Genomic DNA, 17,762 nt, shown 5'->3' on the forward strand with positions numbered 1-17,762 from the left:
TTATTCTAATACTTATATTAAATTAATAGTAAGCTATCCAACAAACTATTTACAACCTCATCAAAGCCACTATTTACAGCTTTCACAAAACCATAAGCATCATTTGTTTCGCATAATATCTCTTTATCAAAATTGTATGATTTCAGAATTTTATTATCTTTTATCAAATCAAATTTTATTTTCAAAATAGCATAAGATTTATCATCTTTAAATGTTTGATATATTTTTATAACTTCAGTTTTTAAAGCATATTTATACTCTATTTTTTTATCTCTTAAAACTATATTTTCAAAAATATTACTTGATATAAAAGAGTCTGTAAGTTGATTATATATCATATTACTTGGAAGATTTACCCATCTATTTTTTGCATACTCTTCAAACAAATATGGTTTTGTATTGTATAAAATTGATGTTAGATTAAAACTTCTATTTACATTTACATCTTCTATAAAAATTGAGTCAAATGTTGCTTTATCCACTTTTTCACTTGATTTAAAATCAATTGAGTAGTGATTTATATCTACTCTTTGTTGTTTAAAACTGCACCCTGAAAATACCAAAATCAATAACAGTGCTAAAATCTTACTTCTCATTTTGCTCTCCTGGACCATATTTTATATTTTTTTGTTTAAACAATAAATCACTTGGGCTTTCATTTAAATTTTTTATTAAATCTTGAGTTTGATTTAAATTCTCTTCTAAACTTTTTAAAACTACATTGATATTATCAATACTATCTTGAGTTAGCCCTTTGATATCAAAAGTTCCATTGTCAAAATCCTCTTTCATCTTTGTTGTAAGTGCTTTAAAGTTATCAGCAGAAGATTTTACACTAACAAAAGATGAGCTTCCTATAACTGTAAAATCTTTGATTTTATTCAATAATTCATCAATTTTATTCTCATTTGTTGCTAAATAAGAAGTTAGCTTTTCAATATTTTGCATACTGCTATTACTTTTTGAAATAAGAGAAGATATATTCTCCAAATTCTCATCATTTAAAACTTTTTTAATTTGACTTAGAACTATCATAAACTCTTTTGTAATATCTTCAGTTGAATCTACAAGATTACTCAAAGCTGATTTCTTTGAATGAATTACTTTCATTCCATATTCATTTTCTTTTAAAAGTTTTGCTTGATTACTACCACCTTTTAACTCTACATATTTAAGCCCTGTAATACCCAAATTTCCTAAAATCCCATAATTATCCTCTTTTATAGGAGTTCCTTTTTGGATTTGAAGTTCTATTTCTATTTGTTCAGAATTATATGGATTTATTTTTATATTTTTTACAACTCCAACATCAAAACCTTTATATTTTATAGATGAACCGATATTTAATCCAGAAATAGACTCTTCAAAATGTATAAAATAATCATCATATTTTTTATCTTCTAAACCATATTTGCCAAGCCAAAATATAGCAATCACAAGTAAAAAAGATATTACACTTACAAATAAACCTATCCTAAAAAAATTGATTTTTGTATTCATCAGTCTGCCTTTTTATGTGTTAAAAAATCTTGTATAAACTCATCTTTTGAGTTTAAAGCTTCATTTATATTTCCATCAAAAATTTTCTCTTTTTTTATGATTATAAATCTGTCTAAAACTGTTTTGATTGTTTCCAAATCGTGAGTTATTATAACTATTGTGATATTTAGATTTTTCTTTAAATAAAGTAAGAGTTCATTTACTTGTTGTGTACTTGCTGGGTCTAGTCCACTTGTAGGTTCATCTAAAAATAGAACTTTTGGTTGCATAGCAAGACTTCGTGCAAGAGCAACTCTTTTTTTCATACCACCACTAAGTTCACTAGGATATAGTTTTGCTGTATGTTTTGAAAGTCCTACAATATCCAAATTTGTATAAGCTATTTTTTCTATCAAAGATGACGGCAAATTTGTGTACTCTTTTAACATCACACTTATATTTTCAATCACATTTAAAAATGAATACAATGCACCAAATTGAAAAAGATATGAAAAATCCAGTTTTACTTTTTCTATATCTTGCATAGATAGTTTTGAAATATCTTTATCAAAGATTTTTATAGTTCCTTTTTGAATTTGATTTAACATAACTATTTGTTTTACCAATACACTTTTTCCACTACCACTTCCACCTAAAACTCCAAATATTTCACCCTCTTTTACACTAAAAGATATATCATTATGAACTATATTTTTTCCAAAAGATGTGTGAAGATTTGAAACTTTTATAATATCCATCTTATACTCCCATTTGAGTGAATATTACAGAGAAAACTGCATCTAGTAAAATAACCACAAATATTGCATTTACAACACTAATCGTTGTATATTTTCCTATACTTGTAGTATTATTTTCTACCTGAAAACCTCTAAAACAACCAATAATTGCGATAAAAAATCCAAAAAACAAAGCTTTAAATACTCCTAGCAATAGATGTTTTACTGGAACTTCATTGTGAAGTCTATTTACAAACTCTACAAATGTAACATCTAAACTTGTATATGCTATCACCATTCCACCCATTACACCAATAATATCTGCAAAAAAAACCAATAAAGGCAAAGAAATACTCAAAGCAAAAATTCTAGGAAGTGTTAGAAAAAGTATTGGATCAAAGTTCATAGTTCGCATAGCATCTATCTCTTCTGTTATCTTCATAGCTCCTATTTCTGCGGTATAAGAACTCGCACTTCTTCCAGCAATGACAATAGCAGTAACAAGTGGAGCTATTTCTCTAAACATAGTTATACTTATCATCTCAACAACAAATATATTTGCTCCAAATTTTTCAAGTTGAACTGCACCTTGATAAGCAATAACAACTCCAACTAAAAAAGAAGTAACTGCTACTATCAAAAGTGCATTTACTGCTGAAGTTTCTATATATTTTAGTGTAGCTTGAAATCTGATTTTTTTGGGATTTAAAAGTGAGTATATGAAAAAATAGAAAACTTCACCAACAAAATTTATAAATAATTTTGTTGAACTATATATTTCATAAGTTTTTTTACCAACACTTTCAAAAAATTGGTTTATTTTTCTTTTGCCTTTAAAAGCTTCGTCTTGATAATGTTTTTTATAAAATTCATAAGAGTTTTTGTATTTATCAAGATTTACTAAAGTGATATTTTCTTCTTTAAAATGTTTTAAAAATGATAATAAATAGATGATAGCAAGGCTATCTAACTCTTTTAAGTTTTGAAAATCTATCGTTAATTTTCTAATTTTTGAAATATTTAACTCTTTTATTTTCTCTATGATAAAAGGGATGGTTTGTTTATCCCATATATCGAATAATATAAGTTTATAGTTATTTTCTACTACTTCTAAAGCAAAATACTTAAAATTTTTCATATCTTCTTTCATCAAAAATAAAATGCTTTATAGTATCTAATTTTTGTAAAAATAATCTTTTTTAAAAAAAGATAGAAATTAACCTATCTTTTTATGCTTGTACAGAATTTGCAAACTCTTTTTCTAGTTCTTTTTGATTAGTTTTTAGCATTGAATATATATTTTGTGAAAAATCATCTGGAAAAATCTCAAAAGTTTTATTTTGTAAACCTTCAAAACTTTTTTCTACAATTTGTATAGGAGAAGCTTTAGGCATTTGTAAATTTTTTGCCATATTTGTATCAATTGGACCAGGAAAAACTTCATATACTTCTATTTGTTTATTTTGTAATTCTGCACGAAAAGCTTGCATTATAGAATGTAAAGCACTTTTTGAAGCACAATATAAAGCCATTGTAGGAAGATTTATAAAAGCAAGAATTGAATTTATAGTGATAATTGCCCCATCTTGTTTGATTTTTGAACTTAAAGTTTTTGTAACATTTAAAGTTCCAAAAGTATTTACTTCAAAATCATTTGAAATCTCTCCAAAAATTCTTTTTTCACTATTAAAACCTGCATTATTTATTAAAATATCTATTGAATTTATTGTTTTAGCTACCTTATTAATATCTGATTGTTTTGTAATATCTAAAGTAAGTATTTTTACTTTTTCATTAGAACTATATAATTTTTGTAAATTCTCTATATTTCTAGCACAACAATATATTTTTTTTACATTTTGTTCTAAACAATAGTTTATAAAAGTTTGTCCTAATCCACCATTTGCACCAGTTATTAAAACTTCTTTATTTGTAAGATTCATAAATTATCCTTTTGTAAATTTTTGTAAACTCTATCTAATAAGTTTATTAATTGATTTTTTTCATCTTGTGAAAAGCCCTTTGTTAATTCATCATTAAAATCTGATGAACATAAAGTAATATCATCTACAATATCTATTGCTTTTTGTGTTGGATGAATATTGATTATTCTCCTATCCAATTTATTTGATTCTCTTTGTAAAAAACCTTTTTTTTCTAATCTATCAATAGTTCTAGTTATATTTGCTTGGTCTTTATAAGTTGAATCAGAAATCTCTTTTTGTGTTAAGCCTTTTGTTTCTACTGTTCTAAAAATAATTGACCATTGCTCAGGTGTAATATCAAATTCCTTTATTTTTTGAGCAAATAGTGTCTTTGACATTAATGCTGTTTTATTTAAAATAAATCCTAGTGATAAATTCATATCAAATTTCATAATAACTCCTTATTAGATAGTGCAAAGTATATTACAAAATAAAATACTTGTCAAGACAATTATTGTTTTATCAATTATATTAATAAAAGCCTAAAATAAAAACTCTTTAGTTATAATTTGTATATTTTAAAAAAGGATTTTTTATGCCATTATTAGATAGTTTTAGAGTTGATCATACTATTATGCCAGCACCTGCAGTTAGAGTTGCAAAAGTTATGCAAACTCCAAAGGGTGACAATATAACAGTTTTTGATTTAAGATTTTGTGTACCAAATGAAAAAATGATGAGTGAAAAAGGGATTCATACTTTAGAGCATCTTTTTGCTGGATTTATAAGAAACCACTTAAATTCACCAACAGTTGAAATCATAGATGTTTCTCCTATGGGTTGTAGAACTGGATTTTATATGAGTTTGATTGGAACTCCGAGTGAAAAAGAGGTGGCAAGTGCTTGGAAAAAAGCTATGGAAGATGTTTTAAAAGTAGAAAAACAAAGCGATATTCCAGAACTAAATATTTTTCAGTGTGGAACATGTGCTATGCACTCACTTGATGAAGCAAAAGATATAGCTCGTGATATTTTATCTTCACAAATTGGTGTGATGTCAAATGAAAAACTATTTTTAAGTGAAGACAAACTTTCAAGTTTAGGAAACTAAACTTGGAGAAAAAACTAGAACTTTTCAAAGGTTTATTTAGTAACTATATAAATATCTCTATTTTGCATATTGACAATAATCTTGACTTAGTAAATAGCACTTTAGAAGAAATAAAAAACAAAAATCAAGGAAAAATAAAATATATATCTTTTATTGATGAAAATAGTGCAAAACTATCTAGTGCAAGAGTTTTTGAATATATAGTTTTGAGTAATATTTTATCTTATTGCACAAATAAAGAAGAGATTTTAAAATCTCACTACAAAGCCTTAGAAAACTCTGGAAATATCATCATCCTAGAAAAAACATCAAATGACAATAGATATGAGATTTTAGATATGTTAGAAAATCTTGGATTTCAAGCTCCAAATACAATAGAGCTTTTTGATGATGTTTTGATTTTTACTGCAAAGAAGATGCACCATTGGGGATATGGTTTATAGATGAAAGAAGATATTTTAGTAACCACAGATGATGGTTCAAATACACTTTTTTCTTTAAAATACAATCAACACTTTCACAATACTCAAGATGGTGCTATAAATGAAGCACTAAACAAACATATAATTCCAGCTTTTACATATCATAAAGACAAAAAAGAACTAAATATTTTAGATATTTGCTATGGTATTGGTTACAATACACTGGTTACTATTTACTATGTTTATAAAAATAATTTAGATATAAAACTCAATATTTATTCTGTTGAATTGGATTTTGATTTGATAAAATCTTTAAAAAATTTTACTTATCCAAAAGAGTTTGAAAAATTAAAAAATATAATCAATGAAATATCTACAAATCAAAAATATGAAGATGAAAATATCAAAATAGAAGTTGCTATTTTAGATGCAAGAAAATATATACAAAAATTACCAAAAGATTTTTTTGACATAGTTTATCAAGATGCTTTTTCAAGTGATGTAAATAAAGAACTTTGGACAAAAGAGTATTTTGATGATATTTATAAAATATGTAAAAAAAGTGCCATTTTAACAAGCTATGCAATAGCAACTCCTATAAGATTATCTATGTATGAAGCTGGGTTCTTTATATATGAAGCAAAACCAAAACTAAAAATAACATTAGCACTAAAAACAAAACAAAATATATCTGCAAAATATATTGATATGGAATTAAAAAAAATTCGCAATCCAAATGCAAAATCTTTATATGATATTTAATATGTTTTGATTATAATTTTACAAATTTTTCGCACAAGGAACACAATGCGACTATCAAAACTAGTTCTTATCTTACTTTTTGCTCCTATTTTAGCTTTTTCTTATAGTGATAAACAAGTTTTTCAACAAATCCAAAAAGATTTAGATTCAATAATTGTAAAAGATTTAAATAAAAAACAGCTAATTTTTCAAAAAGATGCAAATCAAAAGTTAAGCCCTGCAAGTCTTACAAAAATTATGACTTCTATTATTGCAATAGAAAGTGGAAAGATGGATAAAGTTGTAACTATTACAAAAGAGATGAAAAATGTTGAACCAACTATTATGAATTTTAAAGTTGGAGAAAAATTTTATTTAAGAGATTTAGTAAATGCAGCTATGATAAAATCAGCAAATGATGCAGCAAATGCAATAGCCATATATTTAGGAAATGGAAATAAACAAAAATTTGTAAATATGATGAATGCCAAAGCAAAAAAATTAGGAATGCTTAACACAAACTTCCAAAACCCTTGTGGATTCGATGCTCCAACACATAAAAGTACTGCTAGTGATTTATTAAAACTTACAGAATATGCAATAAAGAATAAAACTTTCAATACTATTGTAAAAAAAGAGAATTACACTTTTCAAGCTATAAACACAAAACGAACTTACAAAATGCACACTAGCAATAAACTTCTTCCAAAAGAAAAATATATGGTTGGTGTAAAAACTGGATATACAAGTAAGGCTGGACCTTGTTTAATAGCTCGTGCAAAAGATGGTAAAAAAGATATTTTATTGGTTATGTTAAATTCTCAAAATAGATGGGAAAATACAAAATTAGCTTTAGATACAGTTTTAAAAAATAGATAAACTTCTACTATAAAGTAGAAACTTTATCTAAAATATATTTTTGTAAATCCCTTTTTGGAATCTCTTCTCTCATAGCTTCTTCAAAAATCTGATTTACTTTTTTACTATATTCTTCATAAGCAAAAAATGGGAAATGAACTCTCCAAGCCTTTTTTATAACCTCTTGTGTCATCATCTCTTTTATCTTATCTCTAAAGAAGTTAAATCCTATAAAAATCAATGCTGTTACTACCATTCCACCAACTATTGAAATATGTGGATCAATAATTGCTAAAGTTTTATGTGTCAATAAAGATATTGGTATAAGTATTGCTAAAATTAAAACTATATATACAAAATATGCTCTTGCTAATTTCAATCTAAAGCCCAATCTTCCAGCATCAACTTCCATTCCATTGTTAAACTGTCTCGAAGCAACTAATAAATCTTTTAAAAGTATTGGTTGCTTTGAAGTGTTATAAACAAAATTTAATACTTTGCTTATCATATTTTTTTCTTGTAACATTTTTCTCCCCAATTTTTTGATAATAATTCTATCTTAAACATTATAATAATTTGCTTCTTTATTATGTACAACAATAGCACAAGTTGTTTGTTCAGGATGCATTTGGAAAGTTTCACTAAGTTCTATACCATATTGTTCTGGATTTATCAAATCAAAAATATCTCTATTTTGACTTAATTCTGGACAAGCAGCATAACCTGGAGAATATCTACAACCAACATATTGTTTCATCTGAACATCACTTAATTTGTGTCCTTCATTTGGCACAATATTCCAATCAAGTCTTATTTGTTTATGTAAAACCTCAGCTAAAGCTTCTGCAAGTTCAACACCAAGTCCGTGAACTTGATAATATTTTGTAAATTCACCTTTGTCGTAAAACTCTCTTTCATAATCACTTATTTTCAACCCAGCACTTGCAAGTGTAAATCCTACAACATCCAATCTATCATTTGCAAAAAAATCAGCTATACATCTAAATGGTTTTCTTCTTTGTCTTGGAAACTCTAAAACTTTTATAGCTTCACTCAAAGCTGGTACTTTTTTTGCTTCTTCAAGATTATTAAAAATATATTTTTTATCAAAAATATAAAGTTTATTATCATGAGATATACAAGGAAAATACTCTATAATCGAAATTGGGTCAAAAATATTTTTAGCTATCAATTCAGCTTTTAAATCTTCATATAAAGGTTCAACTACATCTTTTTCATACTTTTGAAAAGCTTCGGGAGTTTGTTTTCCTCTTTTATATCCCCATCTTTGTCTAAATAAAACTCTATGATTTATCCATTTGAAAATCAAATCTTTATCCAATTCATCACCAGTTTTTGCAACTCTTTCCCAATATGGTGGACAAATAAACTCTCTTTTTGGCATAGAAATCTCTTCATAAGGTGGTATTTCAACGACCTCTTTTTCAACTCTATCACTTGTATCAATTCTTTCAATTAAATCAGCTGCAAGTGCAGTGTTATTTATATCTCCTTTTTCAATTCTTTGCATAGAAACAACTCCATCAAAAGCATCTCTACAATAAAAAATTGGTCCATCATAAAATGGGCGACAATAATCATCAACAAAGTTTTTTGTTAAAGCTGCCCCACCTAAAAGAATAGGGATTTTTATACCCATTTTTTGTAATTCTTCAAGATTTTCTTTCATAACAGCTGTACTTTTTACAAGCAATCCACTCATTCCAAGTGCATGAGCATTGTGTTCTTTTAATTTTTCAACAAATTGTGATAAATCAGCTTTTATTCCTATATTTACAACTTTAAAACCATTATTACTTAATATAATATCAACTAGATTTTTACCAACATCGTGAACATCACCTTTTACTGTTCCAATAATAAGTGTAGTTTCACTAGCTTTTTCTTGTTTTGGTAAATATGGATTTAGTGTATCAACAGTTGCTTTCATAGTTTCAGCACTTTGAAGTACAAACGGAAGTTGCATTTGACCACTTCCAAAAAGTTCTCCTATGATTTTCATACCATCAATTAACCACTCATTTACAATAAGTTCTGGAGCAACTGTATCTTTTAACTCCATCACAAGTGGTAGCATTCGTTCTTTATCACCATCAAGTAAAAGTTTTTGAACTTTTTGTATTGGTTCAAGCTTTTGATACTCTTCATCACTTTGTTCTTCTTGTCCAACTGCATTTGAAAAATGTTCAATAAATTTAAATAGTGGGTCACCATTTTCTTGATTATTAAAAATCAAATCATCACAAGCTTTTTTGTCTTCTTGGCTTATTTTATTTAATGGAATTATATGCTTCACATTTACAATAGCACTAGTAAGCCCTGCTTTTACACAATGATCAAGATATATAGAGTTTAAATAAACTCTTGCATTTGCACTAAGCCCAAAAGAAATATTTGATAAACCTAAAGTTGTCCCAACTTCTGGATGACGAATTTGAAACTCGCGAATTGCTTCCATAGTTTCAATTCCAGCTGTTCTATACTCATCATCACCACTTCCAATAGTAAATGTAAGCATATCAAATACCAAATCACTTCCATCAAATCCATGTCTATTTACACATAAATCATAAATTCGCTCTGCAACTTCAAGTTTTCGTTTCTTATCTTTTGCCATTCCAACTTCATCAATAACCAAACAAACAAGAGCTGCACCAAATTTTTTAGCCAAGCTACAAACTGCATCAAACTTCTCTTCACCATCTTCTAAATTTACAGAATTTATGATACATCTTCCACCAATTTGTTTTAAAGCAACTTCTAAAGCTTTTATCTGAGTAGAATCTGGCATAAGAGGAAGTGATATTTTTTGAGAATATAAAGCTACAACTTTATCCATATCATGTGTTTCATCTCGCCCTGCAAATCCTACACTTACATCTATTACATGAGCCCCTGCACGAACTTGCTGTTGCCCTACACTCAAAGTTCCTTCATAATCATTGGCTTTTAAAAGTTCTCTAAAAGCTTTACTACCAGTTGCATTGCTTCGTTCACCTATTAAAAGTGGAGCTGGTTCTTGTTTTAATGGAACTACATTAAATAGTGATGCCAAAGAAGCCTTTAAAAATCCACAAGGTTTTAATGGAACAATATCTTTTACTGCATTTGCTAAAGCTTCAATATGTTGTGGTGTTGTTCCACAACAACCACCTAAAAATGAAACTCCATTTATGTTCAAGAACTCCTTTTGAAGTTCAGTAAATTCAGCTGGTTGCATAGGATAATAAGTTTTCCCACCTCTATTTTGAGGTAAACCTGCATTTGCATGAACTGAAATTGGAAATTTACAAACTTCACTTAGAGTTTTTACATGTTTTTGCACTTGTACTGGTCCTGTTCCACAGTTAAATCCAAGTGATAAAATATTAAATGGTGATAAGATAGCTGCTATTGTCATAGCATCTGTTCCTATTAGCATTGTTCCACTTAATTCAATTGTTACTGATACCATAATTGGAATATTAGGAGCTACATCATTTAGTGCATGAAGTGCAGCTTTTATTTGAAGAGGGTCTTGGCAAGTTTCAAGTAAAAATATATCTGTTCCACCATCAGCCAAACCTTGTGCCATAATTTTATAGCCTTCATACATATCATCATATTTTATATGCCCTAAACTTGGCAATTTTGTACCAGGTCCAATAGATGCTAAAACAAATTTTGGTTTATCTTTTGTAGTATATTTATCACAAGATTTTTTTACAAGTTGAGCACCTAATTTTGATAACTCATAACTTAAATGCCCTATTCCATACTCATCCAAAACCCAAGGCATAGAACCAAAAGTATTTGTACTTATCAAATCTGCACCAGCTTGTGCATACTCATCATGTATTTTTTCGAGTATATGGGGAGCAGTTAAATTTAGAAGTTCATTACAACCTTCTAAGTTTTCATTTTCAAAAATCCACTCTTGATCTTTTATATCTGCTAATTGAAGCTGTGTTCCCATAGCCCCATCTATAATTAAAACTCTTTGTTTTATCAAATTTTCTATTATTTGTTTCATCTTTTTTCTTCTATTATCATATCTTTATTTTTAAATAAGTATATATTATATTTTAACTTTACTAAAAACTATTCAAGTTCTAAATTAGAACAATCAGTTTTTACCCCATCAATCAAAGTAATATAATATTTATCATCAATTTTTGTCAAATAAAATATTGTGTTGTATGTAATAATAACCTCTATACTATTTTCTAAAACTTCTTTGATAAAATCTTTTCTTTGAATATTTTGTTCATTTAAATAATCTTCCAAATATTTTTCAGTATTTAAAGATATAAAAACTCCATCTTGATTCCAACCATATAAAGCATCATTATATGGACTACAATAAAAATTTACATCTTCATTTTTTATTTCAAAAGAACCTACATAATTATCAATTTCTTCTAATTTTTGCTTATTTGTAATTAAAATTTTTCCATCTTCAATATTAACTTCATAAAATCCAAATTCACTATTTATATAACTCTTATTTAAGGTCTGTAAATCATTTTTTCCTATAAGATATAAAATATATTTTATATGACTTAAAAGATTTTCATTTATTTGTATCTTTTCTGGTTCTTTTAGATGTTTTTGGTTTAAAGAACATCCACTAAAAAGTGCAATCATTAATATAATAAAGAGATTTTTAAACATATATTTATCCATTTTTTTAACTTCTTCTATATTACATTTTTTATTCTTAGAACTTATTTTAATTATCTTTTGGATAATATTATTGATTAAAAAATTCAATTTTAGGATACTAAATACAATGACTGAAGCAAAATATATTTGGATGGATGGAGAATTTACTCCTTGGAATGATGCAAAAGTTCATGTTCTTTCTCATACTTTACACTATGGAAATGGTGCTATTGAAGGAACAAAAGCTTATAAAACAGTTGATGGAAGATGTGCAATATTTAAATTAAATGAACATACTCAAAGACTTCTAAATTCATCAAAAATGACTTTAATGAATGTACCATTTTCACTTGAAGAGTTAAATAAAGCTCAAGTTGAATTATTACAAAAAAATGACCTTACAAATGGTGCTTATTTAAGACCTTTAGTTTATTTAGGTTACGGGGTAATGGGACTTTATCATAAAGATGCTCCAGTACAAGTATCTATTTCTGCTTGGGAATGGGGAGCTTATTTAGGAGAAGAAGGTCTAAAAAAAGGTGTAAGAGTTAAAATTTCTTCATTTACAAGAACTCCAAATACTTCTGGTATGGGAAAAGCAAAAGCTGTTGCAAACTATTTAAACTCTCAAATGGCAAAATATGAAGCAGTTGAAGCTGGATATGATGAAGCTTTACTAAGAGATGATCAAGGATATATTGCTGAAGCATCTGGAGCTTGTTTCTTTATAGTAAAAGATGGAAAACTTATAACTCCACCAAATGATAACTCTTTAGAGTCAATTACGCAAGCAACAGCTATTGAGTTAGCAAATGACCTAGGAATTGAAGTTGTTAGAAGAAGAATAACAAGAGAAGAAATTTATGTAGCAGATGAAGCATTTTTCACAGGAACTGCCGCTGAAATAACTCCAATTAGAGAAGTTGATGCAAGAGTTATCGGTTGTGGTTCAAGAGGTGAAATAACAGAAAGAATCCAATCTGCATATTTTGATGTAGTAACTGGTAAAAATCCAAAATATACAAAGTATTTAACATATATTAACTAATATAAATTATTATATACGACAAAAAATTTAATTTGAAGGAAAAATATGCCAATAGATAACGACTATTTTAAAAACAGGCAACAAGGTAATAAACCAAATAACGGAGGAAATGGTGGAGGTGGAAATTTCCAACCACCTTTTGAAACTCCAGAGTTCTTTAAAAATTTTGGGAAAAAAGCTGGAATGCTTTATGCTGTAATTATTATCATTGGAGCTTTATTTTTATTTAAGCCTTTTGTTATTATTGAATCTGGACAAGTTGGTATCAAAGCAACAACAGGAAAATATGATGAAACTCCATTAAACCCAGGATTTCACTTCTATATTCCAGTAATACAAAAAGTTATTGTAGTTGATACAAAAGTAAGACTTTTAAACTATAGAAGTGTTGAAGAAATAAGTGGATTTGACCCAAGTATCAAAATAAATGGAGCAATTAGTGTTTTAGATAGTAGAGGTTTACCTGTTTCTATTGAATTAACAGTTCAATATAGACTTACAGCTTCTGGTGCACCTGCAACAATTGCAACTTGGGGACTTTCTTGGGAAGATAAAATTGTAAACCCAGTTGTAAGAAATGTTGTAAGAAATGTTGTTGGAGGATATAATGCTGAATCTTTACCAATGCAAAGAAATGAGGTAGCTTCTCAACTTGATACTTTAATAAAAGAACAAGTAAATGAACTAGCTGATGGTTCTGTTAGTATCGAATCTGTACAATTAAGAGAGATTGTTTTACCAGAAAAAATCAAAGAACAAATTGAAAGAGTTCAAGTAGCAAATCAAGAAGCTGAAAGAGTAAGATATGAAGTTTTAAGAGCAAAACAAGAAGCTGAAAAAAGAGCTGCTCTTGCAAGTGGGGAGGCTGAAGCTAGAAGAATTGAAGCTCAAGGTAGAGCAGATGCAGTTACAATAGAAGCAAAAGCACAATCTGTTGCTAATAAAGTGATTGCAGATTCTTTAACACAAAACTTACTTCAAATGCAACAAATTGAAGTTCAAGGTAAATTCAATGAAGCTTTAAGAGAAAATAAAGATGCGAAGATATTCTTAACTCCAGGTGGTGCAACTCCAAATATTTGGGTTGATACAAAAGATAAACCTAGAGATACAATAATAAATCAAAAATAGATAAGAGCTTAAGCTCTCATCTATATGGAGAGTGCAATATGAGATTTTATTCAATATTTTTTATAATTATTTTACTTTTTAGCTCTTTGTTTGCAAAAAATATAGAATCTGTCTTAAAAATAAAGCCTCCTATAAAATATCATCTCAATCACAAATATAAAGAAATTTTCATATATAAAGATCCTAAGTTAGAAAAAGAAGAGAGTAAATATGATTTTGGTATTGATTTAGATATAAACAAAGAACTTATGACTATTGATAAACTAAAAATTGATGTAGGTACAAAATTTAAAGGAATAAACTAATGAAAGAACTTGAAATTGTAGATTGGGAAAAAATGAATAATTTAGTTCCTGTTATTACTCAAGATAGTACATCTAATGATGTTTTAATGCTTGGATATATGAACAAAGAAGCTTTAGAATTGACTATTAAAACAAGATATGCTCACTATTTTAGTAGAAGTAAAAATAGAATTTGGAAAAAAGGTGAAAGTTCAAACCATACTCAAAAAGTTATTGATATTTTTTTAGATTGCGATAATGATACAATTTTACTAAAAGTTATTCAAGAAGGTGTTGCTTGTCATACTGGAAGAAAATCTTGTTTCTTTACAAAACTTGAAAATAATACAATAATTGAAGATATAAAAATAGACACTTCATCTGCTTATGGAGTTGTTGATACTTTATATCACACAATTCAAAGTAGAAAAAATGATGATATTGAAAAATCATACACAGCTAAACTTTTAAATGGTGAACAAAATTCTATGCTTAAAAAAATTGTTGAAGAAGCAGGAGAGTTTTGTTTTGCTATTAAAGATAACAATGAAAATGAAGCAATATACGAAGCAGCCGATGTTACATATCATATTTTAGTAGCACTTGCTAGTAAAAATATAAGCCCTGATAGAGTAAAACAAGAGTTAGCTAGAAGATTTAATATTTCTGGAATAGAAGAAAAGAATTCACGAAAAGTTTAGTAAATTATTAAAATTCCTTATGCAAATAAGTTGCATTTAATAATCACTTGTTATAATGCACCAATTTAAAACTTGCTTTAAAGGAGTTAAAATGACAAATACTTGTCAATACTGCTCTAAGAAAATACCAATTTCAAAGGTTTTCTGCTCTCCGACTTGCAAAGAAAGTTACTTTCAAAAGATTGCGATATCGGTACCAAAACCTTTTATAAAAAAATTGTACTTTTTTTGTACAAAAGAAGAAAAGGATTATGAGATTAAATCATTCGCCCAAAGACATAATTGGCATGAAGATCTTGTATTAGAAAAAGTTGAAGAGTTATTTCAAGAGTATTATAAGTGTGGGTAATTCCACACTTTTTTTAAAGTAAAAATATGGCACTTTTAAATAATCAAAAAAATGTTTTACCACTTAGTAGTATTTCTGAACTTTTAGATACAAAAACAAGAACTCTAAAAATATATGAAGAAAAATTGCTATTACCACAAAACCAAGATAAATCAATTAAAAAACTTTATTCAATAGATGATATACAAATGATTGCATTTGTCCATTATCTTGCAAGTATAAAAAAAATAAATTCCAATGGTATAAAATATATTTTAGAAATTCTTGAAGAAAATATGGATGAAAATCATAGAAAAGAGTTTTTAAATATCATAGAAACAAAGCTAAAATCAATATCTACAAAAGATGTACAAGAACTAAATAATTTCTAATTTCATAAAATAAATCCCTATAAATTCCACACATTATTATAATAAATATCAAAATTCAATATGTATTGTATGCATTATTAAGTTTTATTTAAAATTTTTATGTTAAATTATAACTCATTTTATGTAAATATTTTACATATCATATGTAATATTTTTACATAATTTAATACTTAAAGGAGAATAATGCTGACCAATCTTATTTACAGAAAACCCGTCAAGAAAGACTCAAAGGATATAGTAAATATCATAAAAGAATGTAGAATTTTAGACTTAAACTCAGAGTATTTATACTTACTTCAAACTACTCATTTTAAAGAAAGTTGTTGTGTTTTAGAAAATAACAACAAAATTATAGGCTTTGTATCAGGATATTATCTTCCAGAAGACCCAAAAACACTTTTTATTTGGCAAGTTGCTGTTGATGAACAATATAGAGGTAAAAATCTTGCCTTTAGTATGATAAAAAATATAATTGATAGAAGAGAAATAGATTTTTTAATTTCTACTGTTTCTCCATCAAACATATCATCAACAAAAGTTTTTGAAAAAGTTGCACAATATTTTAATACAAAACTTGAAAAAAAAGTTCTATTTACAAAAAATGACTTTTGTGGGTTTCATGAGGATGAAGTACAATTTACAATAAAAAAGGAGATATTATGAGAATATTTGAAAATTTTGAATCAGAGGTTCGTGGATATATAAGAAGTTTTCCAACAATATTTAAAAAAGCAAAAGGTTCTATTTTAACAGATGAACAAGGAATAGAATATATAGATTTTTTTGCAGGAGCAGGAACATTAAACTATGGACATAACAATGAACATATTTCTCAAGCTTTGATAGAATATATACAAAATGATGGTATTGTACATGGTCTTGATATGGCAACAACTGCAAAAAAAGAGTTTATTCAAACTTTTCAAGAACTTATACTAAACCCTAGAAATTTAGAATATAAACTTCAATTTACAGGACCTACTGGAACAAATGCTGTTGAAACAGCATTAAAATTAGCACGTCTTGTAAAAAAAAGAAGTAATATTATCGCATTTACAAATGGTTACCATGGACTAAGCCAAGGAAGTTTAGCAGTAACAGGAAATAATCAATATAGAGATGAGAGTTATATTAGCAGAACAAATGCTACTTTTATGCCTTATGATGGCTATTTTGGAGATTTCAATACATTAAAATATCTTAGAAAATTTATAGAAGATAGTAGTAGTGGTGTTGATTTACCAGCTGCTATTATACTTGAGACAATACAAGGAGAAGGTGGTATAAATGTCGCTTCAAACGAGTGGTTACAAGAACTTGATTCTATTTGCAAAGAGTTTGATATTTTACTAATAATAGATGATATTCAAGTTGGGAATGGAAGAAGTGGAGAATTCTTTTCATTTGAATTTGCTGGAATTAAACCAGATATGGTTACTTTATCAAAATCTATTGGTGGAGGGTTACCTATGGCTTTACTTTTATTCAAACCTGATTTAGACCAGTGGAAACCAGGAGAACATACAGGAACTTTTAGAGGAAATAATCTAGCTTTTGTTGCTTCAAAAGTATCTTTAGAACATTATTGGAAAAATGATGATTTATCAAATGCAGTAAAATATAAAGAGAATATTTTGAAAACAAAACTTGAAGAAATAGCAAATAAACATAGAGATATTTGTACAATAGATGTAAGAGGCAGAGGATTAGCTTATGGTTTTGAGATAAAAAATGATACAAATATTGCTGGAGAATTATCAAGTTATTGTTTTAATGAACAATTAATAATCGAAACTTGTGGTTCAGTAGGACAAGTTGTAAAATTTTTACCTCCACTTTTAATAAGTGAAGATTTACTAATAGAAGGTCTTAATAGATTTGAAAAGGCATTTGATAAACTACTAAAAGATAAAGCAAATAGATTAAATAAGGAGTATTAA

21 protein-coding genes are annotated in these 17,762 nt (G+C 27.4%); 12 read left to right on the forward strand and 9 right to left on the reverse strand.

The genetic code is table 11. The annotated features are described in order from the left end of the window. Positions 1 to 17 precede the first annotated feature (17 nt). From CRU91_RS08510 to CRU91_RS08535, 6 genes are all read right to left on the reverse strand, one after another. A complete protein-coding gene (locus CRU91_RS08510; RefSeq protein WP_113894799.1) occupies positions 18 to 596 on the reverse strand; it encodes an ABC-type transport auxiliary lipoprotein family protein in 579 nt (192 codons plus the stop codon). Continuing rightward, positions 586 to 1,500 carry an MlaD family protein gene (locus tag CRU91_RS08515; protein ID WP_113894800.1) on the reverse strand — a complete coding sequence of 305 codons (915 nt, stop codon included), beginning with the start codon at positions 1,498 to 1,500 and terminating at the stop codon, positions 586 to 588. Before CRU91_RS08515 ends, CRU91_RS08510 begins: the two co-directional genes overlap by 11 nt. Beyond that, a complete protein-coding gene (locus tag CRU91_RS08520) occupies positions 1,500 to 2,237 on the reverse strand; it encodes an ABC transporter ATP-binding protein (protein ID WP_113894801.1) in 738 nt (245 codons plus the stop codon). Before CRU91_RS08520 ends, CRU91_RS08515 begins: the two co-directional genes overlap by 1 nt. 1 nt (position 2,238) lies before the next feature. Beyond that, a complete protein-coding gene (locus CRU91_RS08525) occupies positions 2,239 to 3,366 on the reverse strand; it encodes an MlaE family ABC transporter permease (protein WP_235826983.1) in 1,128 nt (375 codons plus the stop codon). A gap of 79 nt (positions 3,367 to 3,445) precedes the next feature. After that, entirely contained in the window at positions 3,446 to 4,159 is a 714-nt protein-coding gene (locus tag CRU91_RS08530; RefSeq protein WP_113894802.1) for an SDR family NAD(P)-dependent oxidoreductase, read from the reverse strand. Further along, on the reverse strand, positions 4,156 to 4,593 hold the full coding sequence (locus CRU91_RS08535) for a MarR family winged helix-turn-helix transcriptional regulator (protein WP_113894803.1): 438 nt from the start codon (positions 4,591 to 4,593) through the stop codon (positions 4,156 to 4,158). Before CRU91_RS08535 ends, CRU91_RS08530 begins: the two co-directional genes overlap by 4 nt. Before the next feature lie 143 nt (positions 4,594 to 4,736). Here CRU91_RS08535 and luxS point away from each other — a divergent pair, with 143 nt between their 5' ends. The 4 genes from luxS to CRU91_RS08555 are packed head-to-tail and all read left to right on the forward strand — an operon-like array spanning position 4,737 to position 7,294. Further along, positions 4,737 to 5,252, forward strand: a complete 516-nt coding sequence (gene luxS, locus CRU91_RS08540; protein ID WP_113894804.1) for an S-ribosylhomocysteine lyase — start codon at positions 4,737 to 4,739, stop codon at positions 5,250 to 5,252. 2 nt (positions 5,253 to 5,254) lie between these two features. Further along, the gene (locus CRU91_RS08545; protein WP_113894805.1) at positions 5,255 to 5,695 is read left to right on the forward strand and encodes a hypothetical protein; all 441 of its coding nucleotides are present in this window, start codon (positions 5,255 to 5,257) and stop codon (positions 5,693 to 5,695) included. Beyond that, positions 5,696 to 6,436, forward strand: coding sequence for a tRNA (5-methylaminomethyl-2-thiouridine)(34)-methyltransferase MnmD (locus tag CRU91_RS08550; protein WP_113894806.1), 741 nt, complete (start codon positions 5,696 to 5,698; stop codon positions 6,434 to 6,436). A 45-nt stretch (positions 6,437 to 6,481) separates the two neighbouring features. Further along, a complete protein-coding gene (locus tag CRU91_RS08555; RefSeq protein WP_113894807.1) occupies positions 6,482 to 7,294 on the forward strand; it encodes a D-alanyl-D-alanine carboxypeptidase family protein in 813 nt (270 codons plus the stop codon). Between the two features lie 7 nt (positions 7,295 to 7,301). Here the strand turns inward: CRU91_RS08555 and CRU91_RS08560 are convergent, their stop codons facing one another. From CRU91_RS08560 to CRU91_RS08570, 3 genes are all read right to left on the reverse strand, one after another. Continuing rightward, positions 7,302 to 7,799 (reverse strand): hypothetical protein, encoded by a 498-nt coding sequence (locus tag CRU91_RS08560; protein WP_113894808.1) that lies wholly within the window; start codon positions 7,797 to 7,799, stop codon positions 7,302 to 7,304. 33 nt (positions 7,800 to 7,832) lie between these two features. Further along, positions 7,833 to 11,306 carry a methionine synthase gene (gene metH / locus CRU91_RS08565; RefSeq protein WP_113894809.1) on the reverse strand — a complete coding sequence of 1,158 codons (3,474 nt, stop codon included), beginning with the start codon at positions 11,304 to 11,306 and terminating at the stop codon, positions 7,833 to 7,835. A gap of 68 nt (positions 11,307 to 11,374) precedes the next feature. After that, the gene (locus tag CRU91_RS08570; RefSeq protein WP_113894810.1) at positions 11,375 to 11,947 is read right to left on the reverse strand and encodes a hypothetical protein; all 573 of its coding nucleotides are present in this window, start codon (positions 11,945 to 11,947) and stop codon (positions 11,375 to 11,377) included. 118 nt (positions 11,948 to 12,065) lie between these two features. Between CRU91_RS08570 and CRU91_RS08575 the strand changes: the two genes are divergently transcribed. From CRU91_RS08575 to ectB, 8 genes are all read left to right on the forward strand, one after another. Further along, on the forward strand, positions 12,066 to 12,986 hold the full coding sequence (locus tag CRU91_RS08575) for a branched-chain amino acid transaminase (protein WP_113894811.1): 921 nt from the start codon (positions 12,066 to 12,068) through the stop codon (positions 12,984 to 12,986). Positions 12,987 to 13,031: 45 nt separating this feature from the next. Next, a complete protein-coding gene (locus CRU91_RS08580; RefSeq protein ID WP_113894812.1) occupies positions 13,032 to 14,117 on the forward strand; it encodes a prohibitin family protein in 1,086 nt (361 codons plus the stop codon). A gap of 38 nt (positions 14,118 to 14,155) precedes the next feature. Beyond that, positions 14,156 to 14,422, forward strand: coding sequence for a hypothetical protein (locus CRU91_RS08585; protein WP_113894813.1), 267 nt, complete (start codon positions 14,156 to 14,158; stop codon positions 14,420 to 14,422). Then, positions 14,422 to 15,102, forward strand: a complete 681-nt coding sequence (hisIE, locus tag CRU91_RS08590) for a bifunctional phosphoribosyl-AMP cyclohydrolase/phosphoribosyl-ATP diphosphatase HisIE (protein WP_113894814.1) — start codon at positions 14,422 to 14,424, stop codon at positions 15,100 to 15,102. Before CRU91_RS08585 ends, hisIE begins: the two co-directional genes overlap by 1 nt. A 91-nt stretch (positions 15,103 to 15,193) precedes the next feature. Further along, complete coding sequence (locus CRU91_RS08595) at positions 15,194 to 15,451, forward strand: DUF2116 family Zn-ribbon domain-containing protein (protein WP_113894815.1); 258 nt, start codon at positions 15,194 to 15,196, stop codon at positions 15,449 to 15,451. A gap of 26 nt (positions 15,452 to 15,477) precedes the next feature. Then, positions 15,478 to 15,822: a MerR family transcriptional regulator gene (locus tag CRU91_RS08600; RefSeq protein WP_113894816.1), complete on the forward strand. Its 345-nt coding sequence runs from the start codon at positions 15,478 to 15,480 to the stop codon at positions 15,820 to 15,822. A 183-nt stretch (positions 15,823 to 16,005) separates the two neighbouring features. Beyond that, positions 16,006 to 16,485 carry a diaminobutyrate acetyltransferase gene (gene ectA / locus CRU91_RS08605; RefSeq protein ID WP_222718437.1) on the forward strand — a complete coding sequence of 160 codons (480 nt, stop codon included), beginning with the start codon at positions 16,006 to 16,008 and terminating at the stop codon, positions 16,483 to 16,485. Further along, positions 16,482 to 17,762, forward strand: a complete 1,281-nt coding sequence (gene ectB / locus CRU91_RS08610) for a diaminobutyrate--2-oxoglutarate transaminase (RefSeq protein ID WP_113894817.1) — start codon at positions 16,482 to 16,484, stop codon at positions 17,760 to 17,762. Before ectA ends, ectB begins: the two co-directional genes overlap by 4 nt.

The sequence above is a fragment of the Aliarcobacter vitoriensis genome (assembly GCF_003316695.1).
Taxonomy (GTDB): domain Bacteria; phylum Campylobacterota; class Campylobacteria; order Campylobacterales; family Arcobacteraceae; genus Aliarcobacter; species Aliarcobacter vitoriensis.